A 22,830-nucleotide genomic window follows, 5' to 3' on the forward strand; every position below is an offset into this window, starting at 1 on the left:
AGTTAAACCTCCCACTCAAGGCTGGGGAGTTAATCTAAAATCTAAAATCTAAAATCTAAAATCTAAAATCTAAAATCGAAATTGCCGCGTCCCTACTCGCGGATTTTTCAGAATTGGTATAAGTCAGGGAAATAAAAAAATTAGACTTTAGTTAAACCTCCCACTCAAGGCTGGGGAGTTAATCTAAAATCTAAAATCTAAAATCTAAAATCGAATGACTATTGATATTGACCGCTGATTTCGTAAACGATCGCGCCCAAAGACACTAAGCTAGCTAAAATTAGCATTCCTGCCGGCATGAATTTTTGAGTTTTAACAAGGCGCACAATAAAGACTATTACTAAAACAGCGGAGATGGCAGCAGCTAATGTTAAACCCCAACTTTGTCCCATGAGTTGTGCGGTGCCGGCAAAAATGAGCAGCGAACCGCTAATCAAGCCCGAAATGAGCGAGGCTTGGCTTTTGGCTTTGATATAACCCATGATGCCGCCAACCAGTGTTAAAATGCCGTAGCCGATCGCCGCTGCTGTCCCTAAATTCATTTTTAATCCTCAAGATTTCACAAGTGCATCTAAGTTTATACAGCGAGACCTGCAATTGCGGTCACAAATTGTTAGAAAATTTATTAAAGCCAGTCAGGATATGTAACTGTTATACAATTGCCATTATGTCAGCCCTAACTTCTGCTGCGATCGCCCAAATCCGTTACCTCCAGCGCCAAGCGGCATCCCTGCTGCTGTATCAATCAGTTCTCAAAAGCCCCGCAGGTCAAGCTTTTCTCGATTTGCTGCAAGCCCTCCACCACAGCGAAGTCAGCGGTTTGGAATGTCAGGTAGCTTACGGGAACTGGTTCAAACTTCAGGCTGCTAAAAATTTAAGCTGGAAAGATTCTCTGATTGCCGAAATTCTCAAAGACGAAAACCCCTTTTCTCGCCGAGCTCAGCAAACAGATTTTGCAAGTTTGCCCCCTGCTTTGGTGGAAGGCGCCCGACATGATTTACAAGTGCTGCAAAATATTTACGAATGCAGCAGCGAACAGTTGAGCAAGTGGGTGCGGGTAGCGGGTCAACTTGACGCAGTGCCTCCGATTTGGCATTCAGAAACTGTAGCAGAACAGGGAGATTTGCCGCTGCACGGAAAACTGGAAAAATGGTCGAGCGCGGTGGAATCTTTAGCCGTTTATTATCGGCAGTTTGGCACGGGTTTGTTTGCAGAATATCGCGCTTTTGCGTGGCGGGGAGGACAGTTTGCGAGTATTTCGCATCCCGATCGCATAACTTTAAAAGAGTTGGTTTGCTGTGATTGGCAGCGGGATGCTTTGGTGAAAAATACGGAGTTTTTGCTGGCAGGTTATCCGGCTTTGCACGTATTGCTGTACGGCAGCCGCGGTTCGGGTAAGTCTTCTTTGGTGAAGTCGCTATTAAATGAGTTTGGATCTCGCAATCTGCGCTTGATAGAAGTATCTAAATCGGATTTGCAAGATTTGCCGCTAATTGTCGAGCAGTTGCGGGGAGTTCCTCAAAAGTTTATTATTTTTGTGGATGACCTGTCTTTTGAGGAAGATGACGATGCTTTTAAAGCTCTGAAAGTTGTCTTGGAAGGAAATGTCACTGCCCGCTCTCAAAATGTAGTAGTTTACGCCACATCTAACCGCAGGCATTTAATTCGAGAGTTTTTTGACGACAGGCCTCGCCCCCGCGATGGAGACGAAGTTCACGCTTGGGATACTGTGCAGGAAAAACTTTCATTTAGCGATCGGTTTGGCTTGACTTTAACTTTTGAACCGGCCGATCAAAATACTTATTTAACAATTGTCCGACATCTGGCAGAACTTGCTGGAATCAAACTCGCTGCTGAGGATTTGGAACACCGCGCTAAAGAATGGGCAACTCGCCGCAACGGGCGATCGGGCAGGACTGCGCGGCAGTTTGTTGATTTCCTGAAAGCAGATTTAGCCATTTTTGACAAGTAGATCGGCGGCGCTGGGAGGGCGGGTTTTACCTCGGATATGGGAAGGTAATTCAGGATATGAATCAACCTGCCCTTCCAGCGCCGACGGCGAAATAAAAATTCTTAATTTTTTCATAAGTTTATTGATAACAAATAACTAACAAAATTTGATATAATTGTCGAAATCCCCAAACAAACCTCCCGAGCCAGAGCTGATCCTGACTCCATGAATCCACTACTAAATAATGAGGAAAATATCATGGGTTTATTTGATAAAGTATCGCAGACTCGCCAAGAAACGGAAGTAACGTTAGGGCCTGCCGAATCATTTGCGGCGATCGCGCTAATTGCTGTAGCAGCCGACGGTTACATCAATGACAGCGAAAGTAAAGCGATTAGCATGACGCTATCTCGGATGCAACTGTTCCGCAGCTATCCCGATGACGTGATGAGAAAAATGCTCGATCGCCTGCTGATGATTCTGCAACGGCAAGGAGTTGAGGTACTGTTTAATGCGGCTTTGGCAACGCTTCCAGACGAACTAAAAGAAACTGTTTTTGCTGTAACAACTGATATCGCTTTAGCAGATGGCGAGGTTTCAGAAGAAGAAGAACAACTTTTGAACGATCTTTACAGTGCATTGGGGCTTTCCGAAGATGTTGCACTCAAGATTATAGACGTGATGTTGATTAAGAACAAAGGTTAAGAAAGAATGGGAAGAATTGAGTAGAGCGAGTTTTACAATATCAAAAATTAGCGCCTACTTACTTAGCTGATAACTTCTCGATAAGTGCGGGTTTACCGATATGATGGTTAGTAAAAGTAGGATCGAATTTGCGATCGCCCGTTACTACCTCAAATGCCTTTCACTTACACCCGCACTGTCCGCTTTCAAGATACCGATGCTGCTGGAGTCGTTTACTTTGCTAACGTTTTGGCAATGTGCCACGAAGCTTACGAGGCATCTCTAGCAGCATCTGGAATCAATCTCAAAGCATTTTTCAGCAATCCCGAGGTTGCCTTTCCCATAATTCATGCTAGTGTAGATTTTTATCGCCCAATGTTTGCGGGCGATCGGCTGACGATTCAATTGACGCCCAAACAAGTTGCTGGCGATGAATTTGAAATTGCCTATCAAGTATTTTTGGCGGGGGAACTTGCAGGAAGAAGCGCAGCCAAAGGTCTAACTAAGCACGTCTGCATCAATGCAGTTAGCCGAACCAGAAAACAGCTATCGGAAGACTTAATGCAGTGGATGAGGAAAATTGAAATTTGAGATTCCAGATTATTCCTATCTTTAAATAATAGCAGGGAATGACAGTCAGTCGATTTTAGATTTTAGATTCTAGATTTTAGATTTACTTGCAGCATTGAATCTGGGAGTTTCAACTTTGGTCTAAAATTTTGGACCGATCGCGACTTAAGTACGCGGCACGGTATCCGTTTTTGAGCGGGGTCTAATTTCTTTTAGGTTGAGAATTTTTTCGGAGTTTTTGATAGTATGTCAAATCGCAATTATGCCATTGTGGGCACGGGAGCTTTAGGGGGATTCTATGGTGCTAGACTGCAACAAGCAGGTTTAGAAGTCAATTTTTTGCTTCGTAGTGATTACGATTACGTCAAAGAACACGGTTTGATTGTCGAGTCTCCCGAAGGCGACTTCACCCTCCCCCAAGTCCGCGCCTACCACGACGCGCACAAAATGCCTCAGTGCGACGTAGTAATTGTAGCGCTGAAAACAACTCAAAATCACTTGTTGCCCAAAATCTTGCCTCCTTTATTAAAGGATAACGGCGCGGTTTTAGTATTGCAAAACGGATTGAATACCGAACCCGAAGTAGCTAAAATTGTCGGTGCAGAACGAGTGGTTGGCGGGCTGTGTTTTCTTTGTTCTTATAAAGTTGGTCCCGGTCACATCTGCCATCTAGATTACGGCACTATCACGCTCGGAGAATATACGCAAGACTACAAAGCAATCGGTATTACTAATAGAATGCACCAAATTGCTGGGGATTTTAAACGTGCTAATATTCCTATTAAGATGAGCGAAGATTTGCTATTGTCAAGGTGGAAAAAGCTGGTTTGGAATATTCCTTATAACGGGCTGTCTGTAGTGTTGGATGCGAGAACTGACGAACTGATGGCTAATCCCGATACTCTGATTTTAGTTAAGGAAATGATGGGGGAAGTGGTAGCGGGAGCCAAAAGTTGCGATCGCATTATTCCCGATGACTTTATCTCGCAGATGCTCGAATACACTCAGAAAATGAAGCCTTACCGCACGAGCATGAAAATCGATTATGATGAATCGCGGCCCCTAGAAGTTGAGGCGATTTTTGGTAATCCGATACGGGTGGCGCAGCAAGCAGGTGTTAAGTTGCCCCAAATAGAGGTACTTTACCGAATGTTGAAGTTTGTGGATTTTCAAAGACAAGAAGCGGAGAGGACGAGAAGGCTGTTAGGTTTGCATTAATTGGGAATTGGGAATTGGGAATTGGGCGGGGCCGGGGCGGGTTTGTGAGATTTCTCACTGGTGTTGTAGATATTGGTGAACCCGCCCCTACAGGAATTAATGTCAAATCCGGTTAATACTATCGATTCACCGGCAATGACACATTGCAATCTTTTGCAGTTGTTCTCGATTGACTTTGCCTTGAGAATTGCGCGGCAATTGTTCGACGATTACCCAATATTTCGGCCGCTTAAACTTGCTCAACTTATCTTCTATTGCCGCTTGCAGATTTTTGACAGTAACTTCGGAATTAGCGGGAACGTAGATAGCCGTAACGACTTGACCCCAATCTTTGTCTGGCAAGCCTGTTACAGCAACATCCGCAACTAAATTAGTCGATCGCACAACGGCTTCAACTTCCGCCGGAAATACATTTTCTCCGCCTGTGATAATTTTGTCGCTGCTGCGTCCGACGATATTTAAGTAGTTATTTTTATCAAAGAATCCCAAATCGTCTAATTGGAAATATTTGCGATCGCCAAATTGTTCAGGATAATAACCCAATGCCAAAGATTTAGCATTTACCGCAATACTTCCGATTTGATTGTCGCACAAAATATCGCCATTGGCACTGCGAATAGTTATTTTAGCGTGCGGTAAAGTTTGACCTGAACTGTTATTTCCAGCGAGAAAATCTTCGGGTTTTAGTGTAGCAATTTGCGAGGCGGTTTCTGTCATACCGTAACTGGGCGCTAATTTGATTTGATAGTTTCTAGCTGTTTCTAAAAGTTCCGGCCAAGCGGGAGCACCGCCCAAAAGTACAGCCCGAAACCGTCCCAGCCAATTAGCTGTATCTGGGTTTTGCAGCAGCCGTTGCAGTTGAGTTGGAACTAAAGAAATGAAAAAATCTTCGGGTTCGATATCGCTTTTTTTACCATTTTCTAATTCTTTAAATGGCTGAATAGCCAGTTGTCCTCCGGTAGTAAACGAACGCATAAATTGCATTAAACCGCTGACGTGGTATAATGGCAAAACGCAGAACGAGTTGATTTTGTCAACTTGAAAATATTGTTTAAAACCTTGTACTGATGCCGTTAGTGTTTCCCAAGTGTGGATGGCAAAACGGATTTTCCCTGAAGAACCGCCGGTGGGAATCACGATCGTATCAAAACCGCTTTTAGTCGGCGCATGGAATTCGCGGCTATACAAACGAAGTCCGCCTTCGCGGACTGGGATATGGGGATTGTTTGGAAGCGGGTATTGTCCTAAAAATATGTCTGGTTGAACTAAATCAAAGACTTGTTGCCATTCTTGTTTTACCCAGTTGGGATTGCAGAGAAATATCGGGCATTTGGCGGCGCGGGCGGCGATGAAACTGGCCAGAAATTGCACTGGTTCTGGTTCGGCGAGGCAAATTTTTGGGGGTGTTTTTTGTGCGGGATTTTGGGTGATTTCTTTAAATAGCCGATCGACAATTCGGGCAAATTCCCGACTGTCACAACCAATAAGCCAATTATCGGGCAAGCGATCCGCGAGTTCCAGAATATTTACTGTTAGATTTGTTGCCATAGATGCTTTCACCAAGTTTCTCGATTCAAAACAATTACTTAACTCGCTTGATTTAGTCGTGGGAGTAATCTAAAATCTAAAATCTAAAATCTAAAATCTAAAATCGAATGATTGTCATCGAACCAGGAATCGGTGCCGAAGCCGAGTGCTCTCTTATTTAAAGACAATTGTGTTGCTAAATTTAATGCTGCTTGTCTGCCGATTTTGGTTTCAAATACTGATGAAAAAACTGCGTCTATATTGTGAGTTTGACAAAATTTTCGCAGTTGGGATGGAGAACCGGAGATCGCAGGTTTAATGACGAAAATGCCCCGCCAGCCTTGGCTGTAGCACTCTTGGATGCGATCGAGGTTGGCGGCAGATTCATCAAGGGCGATCGGAGTTGCATAAATAGCATTTAATTCTACCATTTCCTGAAACTGTGTTACTGGCAGCGGCTGTTCCAAAAATTCAATGCTTGCGGAAAAGTCAGTTGCTTTTACCTTGTCGCAAGCTTCCAGCCATGTTTTAGCCTGCGAGTAACTGAGTCCGCCGTTGGCATCTAACCGCAAAAATGCCGATTCTCGATCGCACAAATTGTGCATTACTTGGATTAGCTGCTGAAAAATCTTTAATTCTTCCTCAATTGCAGCAACGCCAATTTTCCATTTAAACGTGCGATATCCCTCTAACCAAAGTATTGGTAAAGCCTGCAAAGCTGTTTCACCTGCTGGCAATAAACCGCTGAACCGATTTTTTTCTTCCTCATTCCCAGCCTGTATCCAGGGAACTTTGAGAATATTTCTTGTCCCCCCCTTATTAAGGGGGGTTAGGGGGGATCTAGAGTTTGATACTGCTGACTCAAAGCCAAATTGACAAGCCGGCAATTGGGAGGAAATAGCAAAAATCATCTCTGATGAAATATTACCAGGCAACTGGTCACAAAAATCTAAAGCTTGGTCAAAATTTTCAGACCCAAACCAACTCAAAGGGGCAATTTCTCCCCAACCAATTCGACCATTTTCGCCAACAAGCCGCAGGATAATTCCTTCGCGAATATCCCAAATTCCGTGACTTGTTTGCAGCGGTCGCTTAAATTTTCGCTGATAAGTGCGAAACTCGAATTGATAAAGCATTAGTTTTTTACTTAATCATAAAATTGTCTCACAACTGTGACAAACTTATCAATATTTTCAAAATGGATATTGTGACCAGCTTTTGGTACAATTTCCAGAAGGGCGGCCGGACACAATTTGGCAATTTCGGTATTTATAGTTGTAAATTTATCATCATATTCTCCCGCTAGCAAGAGGATAGGGATTTGATTTTGTGCCAGTTTTTCCCAGAGAGAGGGCTGGTTGCCGGTTCCCATATTGCGGAGGGATTTGGCTAACTCTAAGGGATTGTTTGCTAAGCGGCTTTCTATGAGTTTGTCGAAGTTGGGAGAGTTTTTTAAAGATTTGAATAAAGGGCGATCGTACCAGTTTAATAAAAAATCTTTAATATTGCTATTTTCCAGCTTTTGTGCTAGCTGTAAATCGGCTTGCAGGCGGTGCGATCGCTCTTTTTCTGTCTTCAATCCCGGAGAGGCTGACTCTAACACTACTTTCTCGAATCTTTCAGGAAAATGTAATGTCATGTAAAGTGCCAATCGCCCGCCCATTGAATAGCCCAACAACAAACATTTGTCTATTTGTAAATCATCTAATAACTGTATCAATGCTTGGGCTGTATTGGTCATATTGTAGCAACTTTCGTCGCCGATTACTCTGGTTTCTCCGTGACCGGGAAGGTCAACTGCTAGACAGCAATAACTTTTAGAAAGTAAGGAAATGACGCTGCTAAAATCTTGAAAATTTCCAGTGAATCCATGCAAAAATAAAATTTTTGGCGAACTTTTATGAGAATTTAACGAATAGTGAAAGTGATAATTATTAAAGTTGGCCATTTTCTCACAACATCACTGCTAGGCTGTCGGGTATCGAGCCAGTATACTCTATTGCGACCGATTTTCCATTCCTTAATGAAAGCTTACTGTAAATTTCATCGCGTTCTGTTGCATGGGCTAAAACTTCACCTCTAATCACGTTTAATTCTTCATCTAATTCAGGATTGACGATGAGTACCCACTCATCAGGATATAGGCTAAAAATTTCTTCTAAACTCATAATTTTGCCGATTTCTACTTGCGGACTCATGCTTTGATTCTCCTTTTTACGATTCAAGGTGAGGTACGGATTGCTAAATTAAAGAAGATTTTGAGAAGTCGCCCAACTCTGCCAACTCGCCCAAATCCTTCAGCTTAGCAAACCATACCTCCATTTTACCGGAATTTTTGATTAGCCACTCTACAAAACAAACCCCAACGCCAGCAGCAATCCGCTCGAAAAATGCAGCGTGACAGCGATAAACTTAGAGTTGCTGACCTTTGCCGGTTGGTCGTGATAGTCTGTGACATGGCGGCAAAGGTCGATCGCAAATGGCAAACTCCCAAAAATCAACAGCGTCCAAATTGGGAACATTCCCAAAGCCACAAATAGCACAGTCAAAGCATAAACGCTGCCGCACAACCACTGCAACAACTGGGCACCTTTTTTCGTACCGAGTCGAACAATCGGCGATTTTTTGCCGGCCGCCAAATCGTCCTCAACTTGGTGAAAGTGAGAACAAAATAAGATGATACTCGTAGTAATTCCCACGATTGCCGAAGCTGCAAAATTAGTTGCAGACCAAGTTTGAGTTTGACTGTAATAAGCAGCGGCGAAAGCTAGCGGCCCAAAGGTGAAAAAGCAGATGATTTCCCCCAAACCCTGATAGCCAAGACGAAACGGAGGCCCTTGATAAGTGTAGCCGAGAGCACAGCATAAAACTACCAGCAAAATTACTGTTGGGTCTTTTTGCCACCAGCTTATGGCGCAGATTCCCAACACTCCGATTGCTAAAAACAGATTTGCCAGCCCGAAAATTAAAGTTTTATTTCCAGTTAAATTAACTAGGGAATGCGCTTTGTTTTTATCGATGCCTGTTTCCGAGTCAAATACATCATTGCTGAGATTCAGCCATGCTATAATCAAAATGGCTGAAATTAAAAATGTCGAAAAAATTGGCCAATTAATCGTTTGAGTTTCGTCGGCAAAAGCAATTGCAGTTCCTACTGAAATAGGAATCACCGCAACGCTGTACATGGGCGGCTTGATTGCCGCCAGCCACAATTTACTATTTGGACGTTCAATTAACTTTGTTGTCATTACACAAACTTGATTCAATTGATAGCAGCGTAGTAATTTTACAATTTTATTGGTGAAAAAACTCTACTCTGTATCGGGTTAAGTGCGCGGGAGGCATCCCTTGAAAGGCTTTGCGGGCGATCGCGCGCCCGGTAATGCCCGTCTGCAAACCTCTGCCGGGTCGATCGCATGAGAGTCGAGATTGAGTCGCTCAATCTTAAAGTTTTATGTCTAAATGTTTCGATCGATCGCGCGTTGGCGTTAGCTTTCGCGATCCGAAGGAAAGCCCGCCCCTACGGGGGCTACGTCAACGAAGAGGATCGTCTGTTTTTTGCCCGCCGCTGAACCCAAACTTTCCGGGAAACTCGAAAGGTCATGTTTTGCGATCGCCCTCCCGTGCTTAGATCGAAATAGGGGTTCTAGCGGGACAAAACCGCACTCTTTCTGACAAATCTGCTATTCTCGCTTTCATGACAGTAATACCGCACCGCGCTAATCTTTTACAAGACCGCAATCAACTGCATCAGTTTCTGTTAGATTGCCAGCAGTCTTTAACCGACAAAGATCAAACAAAGATAGTTAGTATTTCTCAGGAGATTGCCCCCGTCGATCCGCTAGTTGTACTTCAAGAGATTTCCGAACCTTGCCAGCGGCACTTTTACTTTGAAAAAAGAGACCCGATTTCCGGCAACAGTTTTGCGATCGCCGCGCTAGATTCGGCTATCCATTTAACAGTAGCCGGAACCGATCGATTTACCATCGCTCAAAATTTTATTCAATCTTGTCTTGCCCGAACAATTACCATCGGTACGGAACGCTTGCCCTTCAGCGGGCCGCACTTTTTTTGTAGCTTTGCTTTTTTCGATGAGAATGTCGCCACCAATTCTTACTTTCCCCCTGGCATCATATTTCTACCAAAATGGCAGATTACTCGCCTGAAAGATAGCTGCACAATTGTTGCAAACGCCATCATCAACCGAGATCTAAATGTTAAGATTATTACCGATAACATTTGGGAAAATTTTGATAAAATTGCGTCTCCCCATTATAAGAAAATAACTTCTATTAGAAACAGTTCGATATTTTTAAAACAAATTCCTGTGAATGATGCCGCTCAATTTAAAACATCTGTCAAGTCTGCTTTAGAATTAATCCACTCTCAATATTTCAGCAAAATTGTTTTGTCCCAAGCAATAAATGTCATTTCCCAAACCCCTTTTAGTTTAATAAATTCCTTAAATAACTTGCGCCTTACTTATCCCGGTTGCTACGTATTTTCCACCAGTAACGGCCAAGGTCAAAATTTTATCGGTGCCAGTCCAGAACGCTTAATCAGCGTTCACAAAAATGAGTTAGTAACAGATGCCTTAGCCGGTTCCGCACCGAGGGGAAAAACAGAATCAGAAGATGCGAATTTAGGCAAAGGTTTACTCAACAGCGAAAAGGATATTCGAGAACATCTAGTGGTAATTGATTTTATAGTCGATCGCCTGTCGAGTCTCGGTATCAATCCAGAATTTTCTCCACTACCGAGACTGCTGCAACTGTCAAACATTCAGCATTTGTGGACGCCCATAAGGGCTAGAATTCCCCGTGATATTCATTTATTAAAGATTTTATCCCAACTGCATCCAACGCCAGCGGTGGCGGGCGTACCGAGAGATATTGCCCTCAAGCAAATTCGCGGCTGCGAAAGCTGCGATCGCTCTTTGTATGCAGCACCCCTCGGCTGGATCGATCGCACCGGCAACGGCGAATTTGCCGTCGGCATTCGATCGGCTTTAATCGACGGCGATCGGGCTATACTTTATGCTGGTGCTGGTATTGTTGCCGGTTCGGAACCAGAAAAAGAACTAGCAGAAATTCAACTGAAATTACAAGCACTTTTAAATGCTTTAGTTTAATTCAGCTAATTAGCAGAATGTAGAGTTGTCTGGCTAATTGATTGAGTCTGTGTTAATGTTTAATTTTCACTTCCTCAAAATGTTCTACTACGGGAAAAGGATCGTAAAAATGGTGAAGCATTTTTTTCCACTCTTGATATTCAGCGGAATTCCTAAATTTAATTGTATGAGCTTCTAAATTTTGCCATCTCACCAATAATAGATATTTTCCTTGAACTTCTGTGCAGCGATGAAGTTCGTGAGATAAATAGCCATCTATACACGCTATCAGACAGGAGGCTTCTCTAAAAGCTATCTCAAAATCCCCCTCACAGCCAGATTTGACATTCAGCACAACCGCCTCAAGAATCATAAAAATGTATCCTGACAATTATTTGGGTATAATATCGTAGCACAATACAGAGTTGAGCTACTCAGATTTAACAATGCCAATAGATTTTCGCAACACAAATACCGTCTGGGCTTCCGTATTAGCAGAAACTTTGCAGCGGTTGGGATTAACGACCGCCGTCATTTGTCCCGGTTCGCGATCGGCACCATTAACAATAGCTTTTGCCCAGAACAACAAAATAGAAACTCTGCCCATACTCGACGAACGTTCAGCAAGTTTTTTTTCATTAGGAATCGCCAAAAAATCCGGTTTACCAACCGCACTAATTTGTACCTCTGGAACCGCCGCCGCCAACTTTTATCCTGCGATAATAGAAGCCAGAGAAAGTCGAATTCCGCTGCTAATATTCACCGCCGATCGACCTCCCGAACTGCGGGACTGTCACGCCGGACAAGCGATCGACCAAGTTAAAATATACGGCAATTATCCGAACTGGCAAGCCGAATTAGCGATACCTTCTGCGTCGAGAGGAATGCTAGACTATCTGCGGCAGACGATCGTGTACGCTTGGGAACGATCGCAATTTCCAACTCCCGGCCCCGTCCACCTCAACATCCCCTTTCGCGACCCGCTTGTACCAGTTCCAGACATAGCTGTAGAAGCTTTAGAAACACAATTCAATCCCGAAGAATTCTTTGCAGGATTAGAACCCATTTTTGCCGGAGAAAGCTCTACCCCCCCCAGCCCCCCCTTGTTAAGGGGGGGAGAAGAAAGTACAATGCAACAATGGCAAAAGTGCAGCAAAGGGATTATTATTGCAGGCGTTGCACAGCCCCAATTTGCCGAAAAATACTGTAGTGCGATCGGGCAAATTTCCCAATACTTAAATTGGCCAGTTTTAGCAGAAGGATTATCCCCAGTCAGAAACTACGCCCAACTCAATACCCATCTAATTTATACCTACGATTTAATCCTGCGAAACCGCGAACTAGCAGATAAATTAACCCCAGAAATCGCCATTCAAATCGGAGACTTACCCACAAGCAAAGAACTGCGAAACTGGTTAGATAAAACCCAACCAAAACGCTACATAATCGACCCCAGCGACCACAACTTCGATCCGCTACACGGCAAAACTATTCACCTGCGAACCTCCGTAGAAAATCTCGCAACTAATCTCGCAACTATATTAACTCAAGTCCCCCCCCTTATTAAGGGGGGGTTAGGGGGGGATCGAACCCCTGCAACCCCTGCTATTTCGCCTCAAATCCCCCCCCTAAACAAGGGCGAATCAACTCAAATTCCCCCCCTTAATAAGGGGGGGTTAGGGGGGGTTCCAACTTCACCCTCAAACGAATACCTCCAACTTTGGCGCAACACCGAAATCCAAGTCAGACAAACAATAGACCAAAAAATATCAGCAATTAACAACATAATCGAGCCCAAAGTTTCCTGGCTGCTTTCCCAAATTTTGCCACCCGCAACACCGATATTTATTGCTAACAGTATGCCCGTCCGAGATGTAGAGTTTTTCTGGAAGCCGAACAACTTAGAAATCAAACCGTTTTTCAATCGCGGCGCTAACGGTATAGACGGCACATTATCAACAGCGTTGGGAGTTGCTCACCGCAATCAAAGCAGCATTATGCTAACAGGCGATTTAACACTTTTGCACGATACAAACGGTTTTTTAATTAAAAATAAATTTATAGGTCATCTGACAATCATATTAATTAATAACAACGGCGGCGGAATTTTTGAAATGTTGCCCGTTGCCAAATTTGACCCGCCCTTTGAAGAGTTTTTTGCCACTCCGCAGCAGATAAATTTTGCTCAGTTGTGTGCAACTTATGGCGTGGAACACGAGGTAATTGAAGATTGGGAACAGTTCAAAGAAAAATTAAATTTGCTGCCAAATAGCGGGATTCGCGTCTTAGAATTGCAAACAGACAGGCGATCGGATGCTAAATGGCGGCAAGACAATCTAAGTAAATTTGCCAAAGATTTGTAAATTTGTAGGTTGAGCAGGTGGAACGAAACCCAACCTACACTAATTTAAACAGCAGGTTGAGCTAGCAGCGGATCTAACTGTCCTTCTGCATCAAGTTTGTGGATGTCATCGCAGCCGCCTACGTGTTGGTTGTTAATGAAAATTTGGGGTACGCTGCGGCGTCCGTTAGCGCGATCGGCCATTGCCTTTCTAGCGGCTTCGTCGCCATCAATTTTGTATTCCGTGAAATTTACGCCTTTCCACCACAGCAAAGTTTTGGCGCGGATGCAGTAGGGACAGGTTTGCCAAGTATAGATTTCCACGTTGGCTTTGATGCGATCGGGCTTGCGGCCCAAGAGAGGATTGAGAAAGTCAAGCATTTTCGGTACCGGGGTAAAAATTAAACTGGTTGGGGGATTAACGATCATTTTAGCGAAATGCCGTCAGCCCCACGTCCTACCCAAAAATCGGCGCGAGATGGAATTGCCTGGGGCAACCTGTAGCCCTGTGACCCAAGTCACAACTTTACTCTACTCGGATCACTGGCTTTCACCCAAAATAATCACCTTCCTCACCTCATCAATGTCACCGATCTTTTCGGGAAACAAGGAGATGATTAAAACATCGAATTAAACCGCACTGCCATGAATCCCATACAACTCCTCCCCGGCGCTATCTCTGAAATCCTCGCTTCTGTAACCGATACAGGCGTTTTGACTCTGGCCGATCGCTACGGTTTGATGGCCGCCACCTTCGACGACTCTCTGAATGACGAAGACAGAGGCTGTGTCAACCGCTTGTTGCGGGCGGTGCTCAGAGGGCGAGTGAAAGTGGTCAACGAACTTTCAGCAGCATTCTAATCGGGATTTGAAGTTTTGTTCTGAAGGCAAGGTGAGTCAGCGGTAGATAAAAATAGTGGAAACTCAGGCAGGAGTGGAAGCAGCGGTAATTTGAATTCGATTTAAAGTTTTCTCCTCTAACTCAACAACGGTTTATTTGTCAAAGCAGCCTTTATCGGCTGCTTTTTTTTGATCTAATCGCGGATTTCCAGGTTGTACTGGCGGCAGAGGGCGATCAGTTTTTGTTGGAATCGATCGCGCACGCTGTCTGGAGAGGCGATCGCGCAATCTTCCCAATAGGGGGCAATTTCGCGGAAAAACCAGAAGGTATTGAAAATCGGACGGGTGACTCGTCTCATTGGCGGATCGCCTTCTAAGTCGCTGACTTCCACATCGCCTTGCTTTCGTCTGTAGTTAAAGGCAAGCCTGCCAAATAAGTGAAATTCTACGGAAATCCTGTCTAGATCCGGCAGCCAAGGTCGATCTACCGAAATCACCGCAGCATCTTCAATGCGATCGAGGAGTAGCGTCCAGTTGTGTTCGAGTCCCAATACATCCTGGTTGCCCTCCGATTCTTCACAGCGACACACTAAATATTGCCGCTTTTCAATAGGGATCATTTTCGCGTGTAAGACTGTGTAATTCCAAAGTCGATCGGCTGCATCTCGATAGGAAAGGCGAAATGCTTGGTGTCTGTGGATAAACTTATCGATTTTTTGCCGCCAAACAGGTAAGGGGTTGCTCAAAAACCGATCGATTTCAGCCCGGAAAGGGAGAGTTAGTTCGCTGCGAGAACTCAACAATTGAGCAATGGCCAGCGCTTCATCAATTTTGCCCAAGTCAAGCAATTGCTGTCGGGCGATGTCTAGGGCTTGGATGTGGGTTTGAGGCCAGTCGTGGTTCGGGGCGATGGTCAGTTGGCGGCGGGCGATCGCTTCTATCAGTTTGGATATGTTCGGGCGATCGCCCCACGTCTTCCCGAATTCTTGGGCCAAGGCTTCCAACTCAGTTTTATCTCGTTCAGAAACCGATAGGGTGATCGATTGACCTTTGCGACTCATAAGTATACGGACACTTTATCTTGGTACAGGCTTGATTATCTCTATTGTCGGTGCCAATATGGGGAATATCAACTTTCTACGGACACACTTTCAGCATATGTCCGACTACCAAATTACCCTCAAATCCGTTTACTCCTGTCCCGCTGCGGAGATTCCCAAGGAAGTTAAATTACCGGAAGGGTGGAAACTTTCTTGGCATCAACTCGAAACTTTAAAGGCAATTCGCGATCCAAATATTGATGTCATTATCAATACCGCGATGACTGGCGACGGTAAAAGCTTGGCGGCTTATCTAGAAACACTTCTCCAAGGAATACTCCAAGGGTATTACAATGTCATCGGACTGTACCCAACAAATGAACTAGCTCGCGACCAAGAAATCCAAATTAAGCAATACCTTGAGTTGTTTAAACTCGTTGATGAATTGCGAGTTTCGAGACTGAGTGGCCCGGAGTTAGAAATTTACGCCGAAAGTGAAAACATCAAAAAATGGGAAGCGATCGCCACTCGCACTCAGCAATCTGAAATAATTCTTACTAATCCTGACATTTTTCACTACCTCCACCGCCATGCTTATTTAACTCCCAAAGATAGTCCGAATAAGCTGTGGAGCCCGATCGATACTAGATTCGAGTTATTCATTGTTGATGAATTTCACGTTTGCACGGCTCCGCAAACTGCCAGCATTATCAACACGATGCTGTTGATTAAGCACACCAATCGCCGCAAAAAGTATCTATTTCTGTCAGCAACACCAGACGAACAATTAATTCAGCTTTTACAGAAAGCTGGTTTTCAACCGAAGATCATCGATCCGCTGACACAGAACAAATATCGGTTTCCAGATACAGCAAGCCAAAATCTTGAATTACAAGCAGAGGGATGGCGGCAAGTATCGCGAGCAATTTCTTTAACTTTCATTTCTCTGGAACCTACCTATCAAGCTACCGAAACTTGGCTTTGGGAAAATCGCAATTTAATCGCTGATTATTTTCAGCAGCATCCGGGTAGTAAAGGAGCGATTATTCTCAATTCCATTGCAGCCGTCAAGCGTCTAACTCCCAGATTTAAGGAATTCTTGCATACTCTCAGAGTTGAGGAAAACACCAGTTTGACAGGGAAAGGGGATAAAGAGCGATCGCTCGAAGCTGACTTAGTTTTGGGAACTAGCACAATAGATGTCGGCGTTGACTTCAAAATTAATTTCTTAATTTTTGAATCTGCGGATGCAGGCAGTTTCATTCAGCGGCTGGGACGGCTGGGACGCCATGACAGTCACGAAAAAGATGGTAAAAAGATAGCATTTAATCAGTTTACAGCTTATGCTCTCACACCTAACTTTTTAGTAGCAAGACTATTTGAAGACAAGGATGCACCGCTAGTAGCAGATGGTATTTACGCTCGTCCTAAATTCCACGCTCAAATCCGCGATAACTACCGCAAAATCAATGATTTCCGAGGCTATTACAAACGGTGGGCCGGGGTGCAGTCAGTTTTGCTCAGCAGCAGCCAAGGATTAGCCCACCCAACCATCAAACGGGAATTTGCAGAAAGTCATAAAGCATTTAAGAAAGATTGCGAACAAGTCTTTGACACCAGTTTGGGAAGGGTGAGAGGTTGCGTCAAGAAATGGACAATAGAATGGCAGGAGTTATCGAAACAAAAAACAGGAAATCCCATTGCCGAAGATGCTTGCAGTTTTCGAGGTTCTAGTTCTCTTCAGTGTGGTTTGTACGAACTCGCCGAGCGAAACGAAGCCGACCGATTTAAGACCTACGATTTGCCGGGAATCTTGAGCAATTTGGAAATTGAACCTATGACAGAAGTGGCTTATATGCGACTGCTCCAAGAGACAGCCGAACGGACAGGTAAACCGATCCCAAAAGGACGTTTTGAACGTTGTTTAGCTTTTATGAAATTGCAAACTTATCGAGAGGAGCGAATCAATTGGAAATTTATCTATCCCGGAGATTTGGGCGAAGTTGCAGATGCTTGGAAAGTTCAAGTTCTGTTGGGTATTCAGGTTTTGCAGCCGGGAAATCGCTGGATTAATGAAATTAACAAGCGGCTGAAATTGCGTGGTTTGGTGAGTTATGTCATCCGCTATCCGGTTCAGGAAGCTAAAAAACGGTTGCAATTGCCCATGCACTTTCAGATTTACCCAATTGACGAGTCTGGTAGGCACGAACCCGGAGCACCTTACTCGGTGGCCTTCGGTCAATCGGCCCTGCTTTTGGACACTCTCGCCTATCGGCTCAAGAGTAAAGGAGGTGAGATGTGGATTTGTTGAAAGCTCAAGCCCTGATAGGGATTTGGGTTGGTGAGACGGAGAGGAAGCTTACGCCAGTAAGTGCAGACGTATTCGTTTCAATCCCTGATAGGGATTTAAGCCAAGTATGTTTGTGCTTGGTCTTACCCCGCTCAAAGATAAAGGTAACACGCCCTAGAGCACAAGTTCAGTAAATACTGACTTCAGTAAATACTGACATATTCGACTGTTGAATAACTCTGTACTTTAATTTTTTTAGCGATCCCTTGATTTGGCAGATGGACAGGTGTTAGCGTCAGATAAATATAGTTAGGAGGCTCACATGAGTAAAAAGCAGCAAATCCTGCAACTTCTTTTAGACGGAAAACCTCACTCCAAAGAAGAGTTGATACCCATAACTCATAGGTTCAGTGCGGCTGTCGAGTCGCTCCGCAAGGATGACGGGTACGACATTGAAACTGTTCGCGTTGCTCACAATGTTTACGTCTACCAGATGGCGTTAGCCAAGAGAGCCTAGTTTTATTGAGACTCTTTACTTCTGAAAGAGTCTCTGCATTCACAAGGGAAGCTCATCGGTAGCTTGCGGCGTTAAGTACAGACATAGGTAGTCTCAACCCCCAAAAAATGGCTGGTTAAGTCACTTGTCAACAAAACTGCAAACTCTGAAGAACTTTTATTCTGCGGGAGCTTCCCTTTTCTTTCTACAACCTAATTTTTCACAACTGCTATGAACACTCAATCTCTATTTGATATGAAGATCCTTGATTCACGACTTCAAGAAAAAATTCCTTACCTCAAAATGTTAGTTTTGTTCGGTTCTAGATCCACAGGCAAAACTCATGCTAAAAGTGACTGGGATTTTGCCACACTCTATGATGAAGACAAACGGAAAGCTTGCATTGGAGAGCGTGCTTTTGCTTGGTTTGAGGTTCCTCAAAAACTCGGCGAATTTTTTGAAATCAACAGTGATGAAATTGATGTTGTTGAGTTAAACAGATGCTCCTCACTTATTGCTCATTTTGTCGCTCGTGATGGCAAGGTTTTGTATGAAAGCGAACCGGGAGAATTTGAAAAATTCAAACAAAATGCTTTGATGAGCGATTCAGAACTGAAGCAAACAGAGTGGGAGCTTCGGAATAAAGTTGAGTTGTTTTTGAAGAAATGGGATGTAGTATGAGTATTGAGCCTACAGTTGTTTTAAGCAGATTGGAGTTTATTGGTAATTATCTTCTGGAATTAAGGCGATTTCGGGGAATGAGTTTAGAAAATTACTTGAGTAGTTTTGACCATAAAACAATTTCGGAGCGAATTATGGAATTAATTGCTCAAGCTGCGATCGATATCAACGAACATATCCTAACTCGCGACAAAAATATTCAGCCTCTCTCCAATAAAGATTCTTTTGTCAAGGTTGGACAATATGGAATTATCACCCCTGAACTTGCGGCAGATTTAGCCATGTCAGCAGGATTGCGAAATATTTTAGCTCATAGATATCTGGAGATTAACTATGTACAGTTATTCAATGGCATCCAAGCTGCATTAAATCAATACCCTCTCTATATCCAACAAGTCACTGAATATCTTAGTTTTAGGAGCAAGTAGAAAATGGTTAATAAGAACAAAGCAACCGAATCAGAATTTATACAACTATCGCTCTTTGACGCGCCAGAAAATTTGAATGTTGAAGAGTTGGATGATTTGGAAGATGATGATTTGGAAGAAGAAGACGATGATGATTTGGGGTTTGGTTTTGAAAGCAGCGATCGCGATATTGAGCCGCCCCAACAGGAGTTAATTACCGTCAAGCTTTTGCGAAAAGCAATCTTGGCTCAAAATCCCGATGACCCCATCATGGCTGATTTTGCCGAGTATGTTCTGCCAAATCTGCTGCGAGTGGCGATCGGGGTGACTGCTAAAGGCGGTAAATGGATCGAAGCACAAGAACAGGAACTCGCAGCAAAAGGCAAAGTTATGAACAGGAGAAGTGCCTCCGATCAATCCCTCAATACTCATTTACTTAATGGACTTTTCCCTGCTAATTTAATCGAACAGCGCTTGGAAAAATTGAATACAACCGTTAAGCGCGTGATTCGCGAACCAGAAAGGCGGTTACTCGTTGCTGCTTTTATTCTGCATGACTTTGAGAAATTTGATTATTGCAGATTTCCTCAAATGTCGCAGAAATATAAAGATTTTCAGAAAAACAAGGATAATAAAATCCGCGATTTGTCAATCCCAGAACATCGAGAAATTATTGATGCCATCATTCGCGAACTCAATCTCGATCGCTTAATTAATCCCAAAGATCCAGAAGCTTATCGCGAGTATCTAGACGATTTGCTTTGCATTGCCTACAACGCTCAAACTCGGTGGGACACGAACTGGAATTTTTCTGTAAACAGCGGGCTCCAGCCTAAACTAACAGGGGACAAGTTGGTTGAATTAGCAAAATTGGCTTGTCTGGCCGATCGTTTGGCATCCATCGTTAAACATCCTCAAGATGCTCTCAAACCGGGTTTGAACAATCTCATTGGTCAAGTGAGCGACAGACAACTAAAACTCTCCTATCACAGTATTGCTGAAAATCGCGGTGTACTCACCAATATTGTTAACAATGCTCTGATAGATGCCTATACTGGCCGTCATATTTCAGATTGCGAACACTATAAAGAATTTTGCAAATATAACAAGTTGCCAGGAATAGCTGGGTTACAAGCTTGTTGCAAACACTACGATCCCTTTTCCAGGTATTATGAACCCCTGTTGTATTTGCCGACAGGTATCATTTACTTAACGCACCGCAATGCTCCAACGGTAACAGTTGACAGTATACCAGAGCGAGTAGTTAATAACATCAAATCGCTCTGTTCCCAAAAACTGCAAGAAAGGCAAACAGGATTTAGCCGAGATGGTAAAGGCATGAAATATGCCGATTACTACAATTTATTCTTTGACATCCCAGCTTTAATGAAAGTTGGTTTAAGTGCAACTCTGAGAATTCTCAAAGATGGTAAAAAGCCTGTTTCTAAAGAACGCAGTGATAATTTGATAAAATTTCAACAGAAACAAATTTTATCTGCCGATTATGACTTCCGGTTTAAAGATGACATTCGCATCGACCAGATTGCCGAGTTTGGAGACTTAGCAAGCCGGAAAATTTGGGGAGACCAAGTTAATAAAATGGAAGCAGAACGCAAAAAGCGGGAAGCAGAACGCAAGAAAGATAAAACTTTACCCGCACTGGGAGTAATTGAGTTAACCCCAGAAAAGTTAATTCACCAAGTTGCTGAGTTATGGAATCTTTCAGAGTTTCTCCCACCCCTTCGCGAAATTCAGAAGATTAATAAAAGGCTGAAGGAACACAAACTAAAAGGCAATACAGGTGGCGTTCCCTATGAATGGTACTACTTAGCTGCTAAGTATTTAGAACATCACCCCAGTATTGAAGACGTGCGTCCTGTTTGCGAGAAGTTAATTGCAGATATTGCTACATTAATTCAGCCAATACTTTCTCAGTACAACATATCTGATGGTTGGGAAGACTTGCGGCTGTGGGTAACGCGAGTTGTGATGTTGCCAACTCCTGAACCCGAACCAATATCTGCTCAGCTTTTCTTAGATGAATTAGAGCGTTATCAAGCTGCAAAAAAATCGGGACGGGGAAAACAATTAATATGTTCGATTTCTCACTCGGCTTATACCGTTACCGAACAGATGGAGTCAGCGGTTTTATTCACACCGCAAGTTTATACTAACAAGCAAATGTTGGGAGGGTCGAATGCTAAACGCAATATCTCCAGTATTGCTGGCATTGAAATGATGCTGCGACAGATTTTAATGAGTCAAACTCAGGAAATTGGCGCGAGGTTTGAGGATGCAAAATACCGTTACCTCTACTTTTATCCCACTTATTACTGCACTCCTGAAACGAACGCATTTTTGCATCAGGCTTACGATAATATTTTCCAAACCCGCTTCGATACGGGAGTTCGCAATCACTTTATTAGCAAGGAACTTCAGGCTAATTTTGAATTGAGCCGCTATCAAAGTGTAGATGTCTTTCATTTGGATGAAAGAGCGGAAGGTAAAAAGGACAAGACATTCAAGCTTGCTTATCCCGAAAATCAACCGCTGACCTTTTATTTTATGGCATTGCCACCAGAAAAGAAAGGGAAGGATAAAAAGCCCAACGATACAGAATCTTGGATTATGCCAGCTTGGTTGGCTTTTGCATTCCCGATGATTCTGGATGTCAAAACGGTGGTTTCGGAGTCGCCAGTTCCGCCATTTAATGACGGTGCTGACTTTGAAGAAACCGTATTTCTGGACAGCGCACCGCAAGCTTTTCGCGTTTTGACAAAGCGCGATCGTTTTCGCCTCGACTATATCTTAGAAGGATGGGAGGAAAACGGCAAAAAATACCCTGCACCTTTAAATGCTTTGACTGCTGCTTATGCAATTCATTTAGATGTGAATGCTAAGCAAGGAAAATCAGGCTACGATGCCAATTGGGGCAAACTGAGCGAACTCGCCAAGGATTTTGAAACTAGCCCGCTTTATGTTTTTGCGTATCTGAATGAGGGTGCGCGAAGACAGAAAGTAGAAATACCTCGCAGGGAAAAAATCAGGCTTTATGCTTATCATTTTTATCCTTGTTTTGACCCATATGTTAAATACAATTCTCAGGAGGACACATTGACTGTAGCAATTGAATCAAGTTTAAATCACCCGCAAAATCTAACTCAATTGTACCGCAAATTCTACCTAGCTAACAAGCGATTTAATCCCAAGGCAAATGCTGTCCTGAAACCGATCGACATTGCCTCTAAAACTATCCTTGAAGCCGATCCGAGTTTTCAGGGCAATGCTTTAGTTTCAGTGGTGGCTGCGGAAGTATCTAAACTCATGGATCGCGTTCATTCTTCTACTGCTGAAGGGCGGTGGGTGTTGAAAAAACGCGAAGAGGAACGGCAGTTAATTTTAGATTTTGCTCGTTACTTTGTTGAGGAGGTATTTGAGAAATCATTTGCAGGCGATCGGGCTCGTTTAGCCGGCCGCCAAATTAACCTAATTCGCGACACCTGCGAGTTTCTTTACCGCCTGCAAGATGACCAAGAAAATCGCGATCGAGCTGAACCTTCTGCTAATGAATTACAAGAAGATGTAGAGCCTTAAGTCCTTTACTTCTTGTGAAGCCCGTGTCTAGCCTGCTTTAAAGTGCGGGATTTTATCCCGCACTGCAATACCCAACATTTT

23 protein-coding genes are annotated in these 22,830 nt (G+C 43.6%); 13 read left to right on the forward strand and 10 right to left on the reverse strand.

Annotated features, from left to right (window positions below; all coding sequences use genetic code 11):
- Positions 1-218: 218 nt before the first annotated feature.
- Positions 219-542, reverse strand: coding sequence for a TMEM14 family protein (locus QUA80_RS21800; RefSeq protein ID WP_333427160.1), 324 nt, complete (start codon positions 540-542; stop codon positions 219-221).
- Positions 543-667: 125 nt separating this feature from the next.
- On the opposite strand from QUA80_RS21800, the gene QUA80_RS21805 reads away from it, so the two are divergent.
- The gene (locus QUA80_RS21805; protein WP_333427161.1) at positions 668-1,972 is read left to right on the forward strand and encodes an ATP-binding protein; all 1,305 of its coding nucleotides are present in this window, start codon (positions 668-670) and stop codon (positions 1,970-1,972) included.
- On the opposite strand, the gene QUA80_RS21810 is transcribed toward QUA80_RS21805, so the two are convergent.
- A complete protein-coding gene (locus QUA80_RS21810; protein WP_333427162.1) occupies positions 1,952-2,086 on the reverse strand; it encodes a hypothetical protein in 135 nt (44 codons plus the stop codon). The two genes, QUA80_RS21805 and QUA80_RS21810, sit on opposite strands and share 21 nt — an antisense overlap.
- 123 nt (positions 2,087-2,209) lie before the next feature.
- On the opposite strand from QUA80_RS21810, the gene QUA80_RS21815 reads away from it, so the two are divergent.
- The 3 genes from QUA80_RS21815 (at position 2,210) to QUA80_RS21825 (ending at position 4,423) form a co-directional block, all read left to right on the forward strand.
- Entirely contained in the window at positions 2,210-2,656 is a 447-nt protein-coding gene (locus QUA80_RS21815) for a tellurite resistance TerB family protein (RefSeq protein WP_333427189.1), read from the forward strand.
- Positions 2,657-2,809: 153 nt separating this feature from the next.
- Positions 2,810-3,226: a thioesterase family protein gene (locus tag QUA80_RS21820; protein ID WP_333427163.1), complete on the forward strand. Its 417-nt coding sequence runs from the start codon at positions 2,810-2,812 to the stop codon at positions 3,224-3,226.
- Between the two features lie 225 nt (positions 3,227-3,451).
- Positions 3,452-4,423: a putative 2-dehydropantoate 2-reductase gene (locus tag QUA80_RS21825; protein ID WP_333427164.1), complete on the forward strand. Its 972-nt coding sequence runs from the start codon at positions 3,452-3,454 to the stop codon at positions 4,421-4,423.
- A 126-nt stretch (positions 4,424-4,549) separates the two neighbouring features.
- Here QUA80_RS21825 and QUA80_RS21830 read toward each other — a convergent pair whose 3' ends face one another.
- From QUA80_RS21830 to menA, 5 genes are all read right to left on the reverse strand, one after another.
- Positions 4,550-5,971, reverse strand: a complete 1,422-nt coding sequence (locus tag QUA80_RS21830) for a 2-succinylbenzoate--CoA ligase (RefSeq protein WP_333427165.1) — start codon at positions 5,969-5,971, stop codon at positions 4,550-4,552.
- An 83-nt stretch (positions 5,972-6,054) separates the two neighbouring features.
- Positions 6,055-7,086 (reverse strand): o-succinylbenzoate synthase, encoded by a 1,032-nt coding sequence (locus QUA80_RS21835; protein ID WP_333427166.1) that lies wholly within the window; start codon positions 7,084-7,086, stop codon positions 6,055-6,057.
- Between the two features lie 11 nt (positions 7,087-7,097).
- The gene (gene menH / locus QUA80_RS21840; RefSeq protein ID WP_333427167.1) at positions 7,098-7,898 is read right to left on the reverse strand and encodes a 2-succinyl-6-hydroxy-2,4-cyclohexadiene-1-carboxylate synthase; all 801 of its coding nucleotides are present in this window, start codon (positions 7,896-7,898) and stop codon (positions 7,098-7,100) included.
- Positions 7,899-7,902: 4 nt separating this feature from the next.
- Entirely contained in the window at positions 7,903-8,148 is a 246-nt protein-coding gene (locus QUA80_RS21845; RefSeq protein ID WP_333427168.1) for a hypothetical protein, read from the reverse strand.
- A gap of 150 nt (positions 8,149-8,298) precedes the next feature.
- Entirely contained in the window at positions 8,299-9,198 is a 900-nt protein-coding gene (gene menA / locus QUA80_RS21850; RefSeq protein ID WP_333427169.1) for a 2-carboxy-1,4-naphthoquinone phytyltransferase, read from the reverse strand.
- Positions 9,199-9,366: 168 nt separating this feature from the next.
- Here menA and QUA80_RS21855 point away from each other — a divergent pair, with 168 nt between their 5' ends.
- Positions 9,367-9,522 carry a hypothetical protein gene (locus QUA80_RS21855; RefSeq protein ID WP_333427170.1) on the forward strand — a complete coding sequence of 52 codons (156 nt, stop codon included), beginning with the start codon at positions 9,367-9,369 and terminating at the stop codon, positions 9,520-9,522.
- A 125-nt stretch (positions 9,523-9,647) separates the two neighbouring features.
- A complete protein-coding gene (locus QUA80_RS21860; RefSeq protein WP_333427171.1) occupies positions 9,648-11,081 on the forward strand; it encodes an isochorismate synthase in 1,434 nt (477 codons plus the stop codon).
- Between the two features lie 52 nt (positions 11,082-11,133).
- On the opposite strand, the gene QUA80_RS21865 is transcribed toward QUA80_RS21860, so the two are convergent.
- Positions 11,134-11,433, reverse strand: coding sequence for an antibiotic biosynthesis monooxygenase (locus QUA80_RS21865; protein WP_333427172.1), 300 nt, complete (start codon positions 11,431-11,433; stop codon positions 11,134-11,136).
- A 73-nt stretch (positions 11,434-11,506) separates the two neighbouring features.
- Between QUA80_RS21865 and menD the strand changes: the two genes are divergently transcribed.
- Positions 11,507-13,423, forward strand: coding sequence for a 2-succinyl-5-enolpyruvyl-6-hydroxy-3-cyclohexene-1-carboxylic-acid synthase (menD, locus tag QUA80_RS21870; RefSeq protein WP_333427173.1), 1,917 nt, complete (start codon positions 11,507-11,509; stop codon positions 13,421-13,423).
- Positions 13,424-13,467: 44 nt separating this feature from the next.
- Here the strand turns inward: menD and grxC are convergent, their stop codons facing one another.
- Positions 13,468-13,782, reverse strand: coding sequence for a glutaredoxin 3 (gene grxC / locus QUA80_RS21875; RefSeq protein ID WP_333156389.1), 315 nt, complete (start codon positions 13,780-13,782; stop codon positions 13,468-13,470).
- 264 nt (positions 13,783-14,046) lie between these two features.
- Between grxC and QUA80_RS21880 the strand changes: the two genes are divergently transcribed.
- Positions 14,047-14,262 carry a hypothetical protein gene (locus QUA80_RS21880; protein WP_333427174.1) on the forward strand — a complete coding sequence of 72 codons (216 nt, stop codon included), beginning with the start codon at positions 14,047-14,049 and terminating at the stop codon, positions 14,260-14,262.
- Between the two features lie 173 nt (positions 14,263-14,435).
- On the opposite strand, the gene QUA80_RS21885 is transcribed toward QUA80_RS21880, so the two are convergent.
- On the reverse strand, positions 14,436-15,302 hold the full coding sequence (locus QUA80_RS21885) for a WYL domain-containing protein (RefSeq protein WP_333427175.1): 867 nt from the start codon (positions 15,300-15,302) through the stop codon (positions 14,436-14,438).
- A 97-nt stretch (positions 15,303-15,399) separates the two neighbouring features.
- On the opposite strand from QUA80_RS21885, the gene cas3 reads away from it, so the two are divergent.
- The 5 genes from cas3 (at position 15,400) to cas10d (ending at position 22,749) form a co-directional block, all read left to right on the forward strand.
- On the forward strand, positions 15,400-17,592 hold the full coding sequence (cas3, locus tag QUA80_RS21890; RefSeq protein WP_333427176.1) for a type I-D CRISPR-associated helicase Cas3': 2,193 nt from the start codon (positions 15,400-15,402) through the stop codon (positions 17,590-17,592).
- 301 nt (positions 17,593-17,893) lie between these two features.
- A complete protein-coding gene (locus QUA80_RS21895; protein WP_333427177.1) occupies positions 17,894-18,088 on the forward strand; it encodes a hypothetical protein in 195 nt (64 codons plus the stop codon).
- A 210-nt stretch (positions 18,089-18,298) separates the two neighbouring features.
- Positions 18,299-18,748 (forward strand): type VII toxin-antitoxin system MntA family adenylyltransferase antitoxin, encoded by a 450-nt coding sequence (gene mntA / locus QUA80_RS21900; protein ID WP_333427178.1) that lies wholly within the window; start codon positions 18,299-18,301, stop codon positions 18,746-18,748.
- On the forward strand, positions 18,745-19,176 hold the full coding sequence (gene hepT, locus QUA80_RS21905; protein WP_333427179.1) for a type VII toxin-antitoxin system HepT family RNase toxin: 432 nt from the start codon (positions 18,745-18,747) through the stop codon (positions 19,174-19,176). The genes mntA and hepT overlap by 4 nt, the downstream gene beginning before the upstream one ends.
- A 3-nt stretch (positions 19,177-19,179) precedes the next feature.
- Positions 19,180-22,749, forward strand: a complete 3,570-nt coding sequence (gene cas10d / locus QUA80_RS21910) for a type I-D CRISPR-associated protein Cas10d/Csc3 (RefSeq protein WP_333427180.1) — start codon at positions 19,180-19,182, stop codon at positions 22,747-22,749.
- Positions 22,750-22,830: the final 81 nt, after the last annotated feature.

This window comes from Microcoleus sp. F4-D5, assembly GCF_036704885.1.
GTDB lineage: Bacteria > Cyanobacteriota > Cyanobacteriia > Cyanobacteriales > Microcoleaceae > Microcoleus.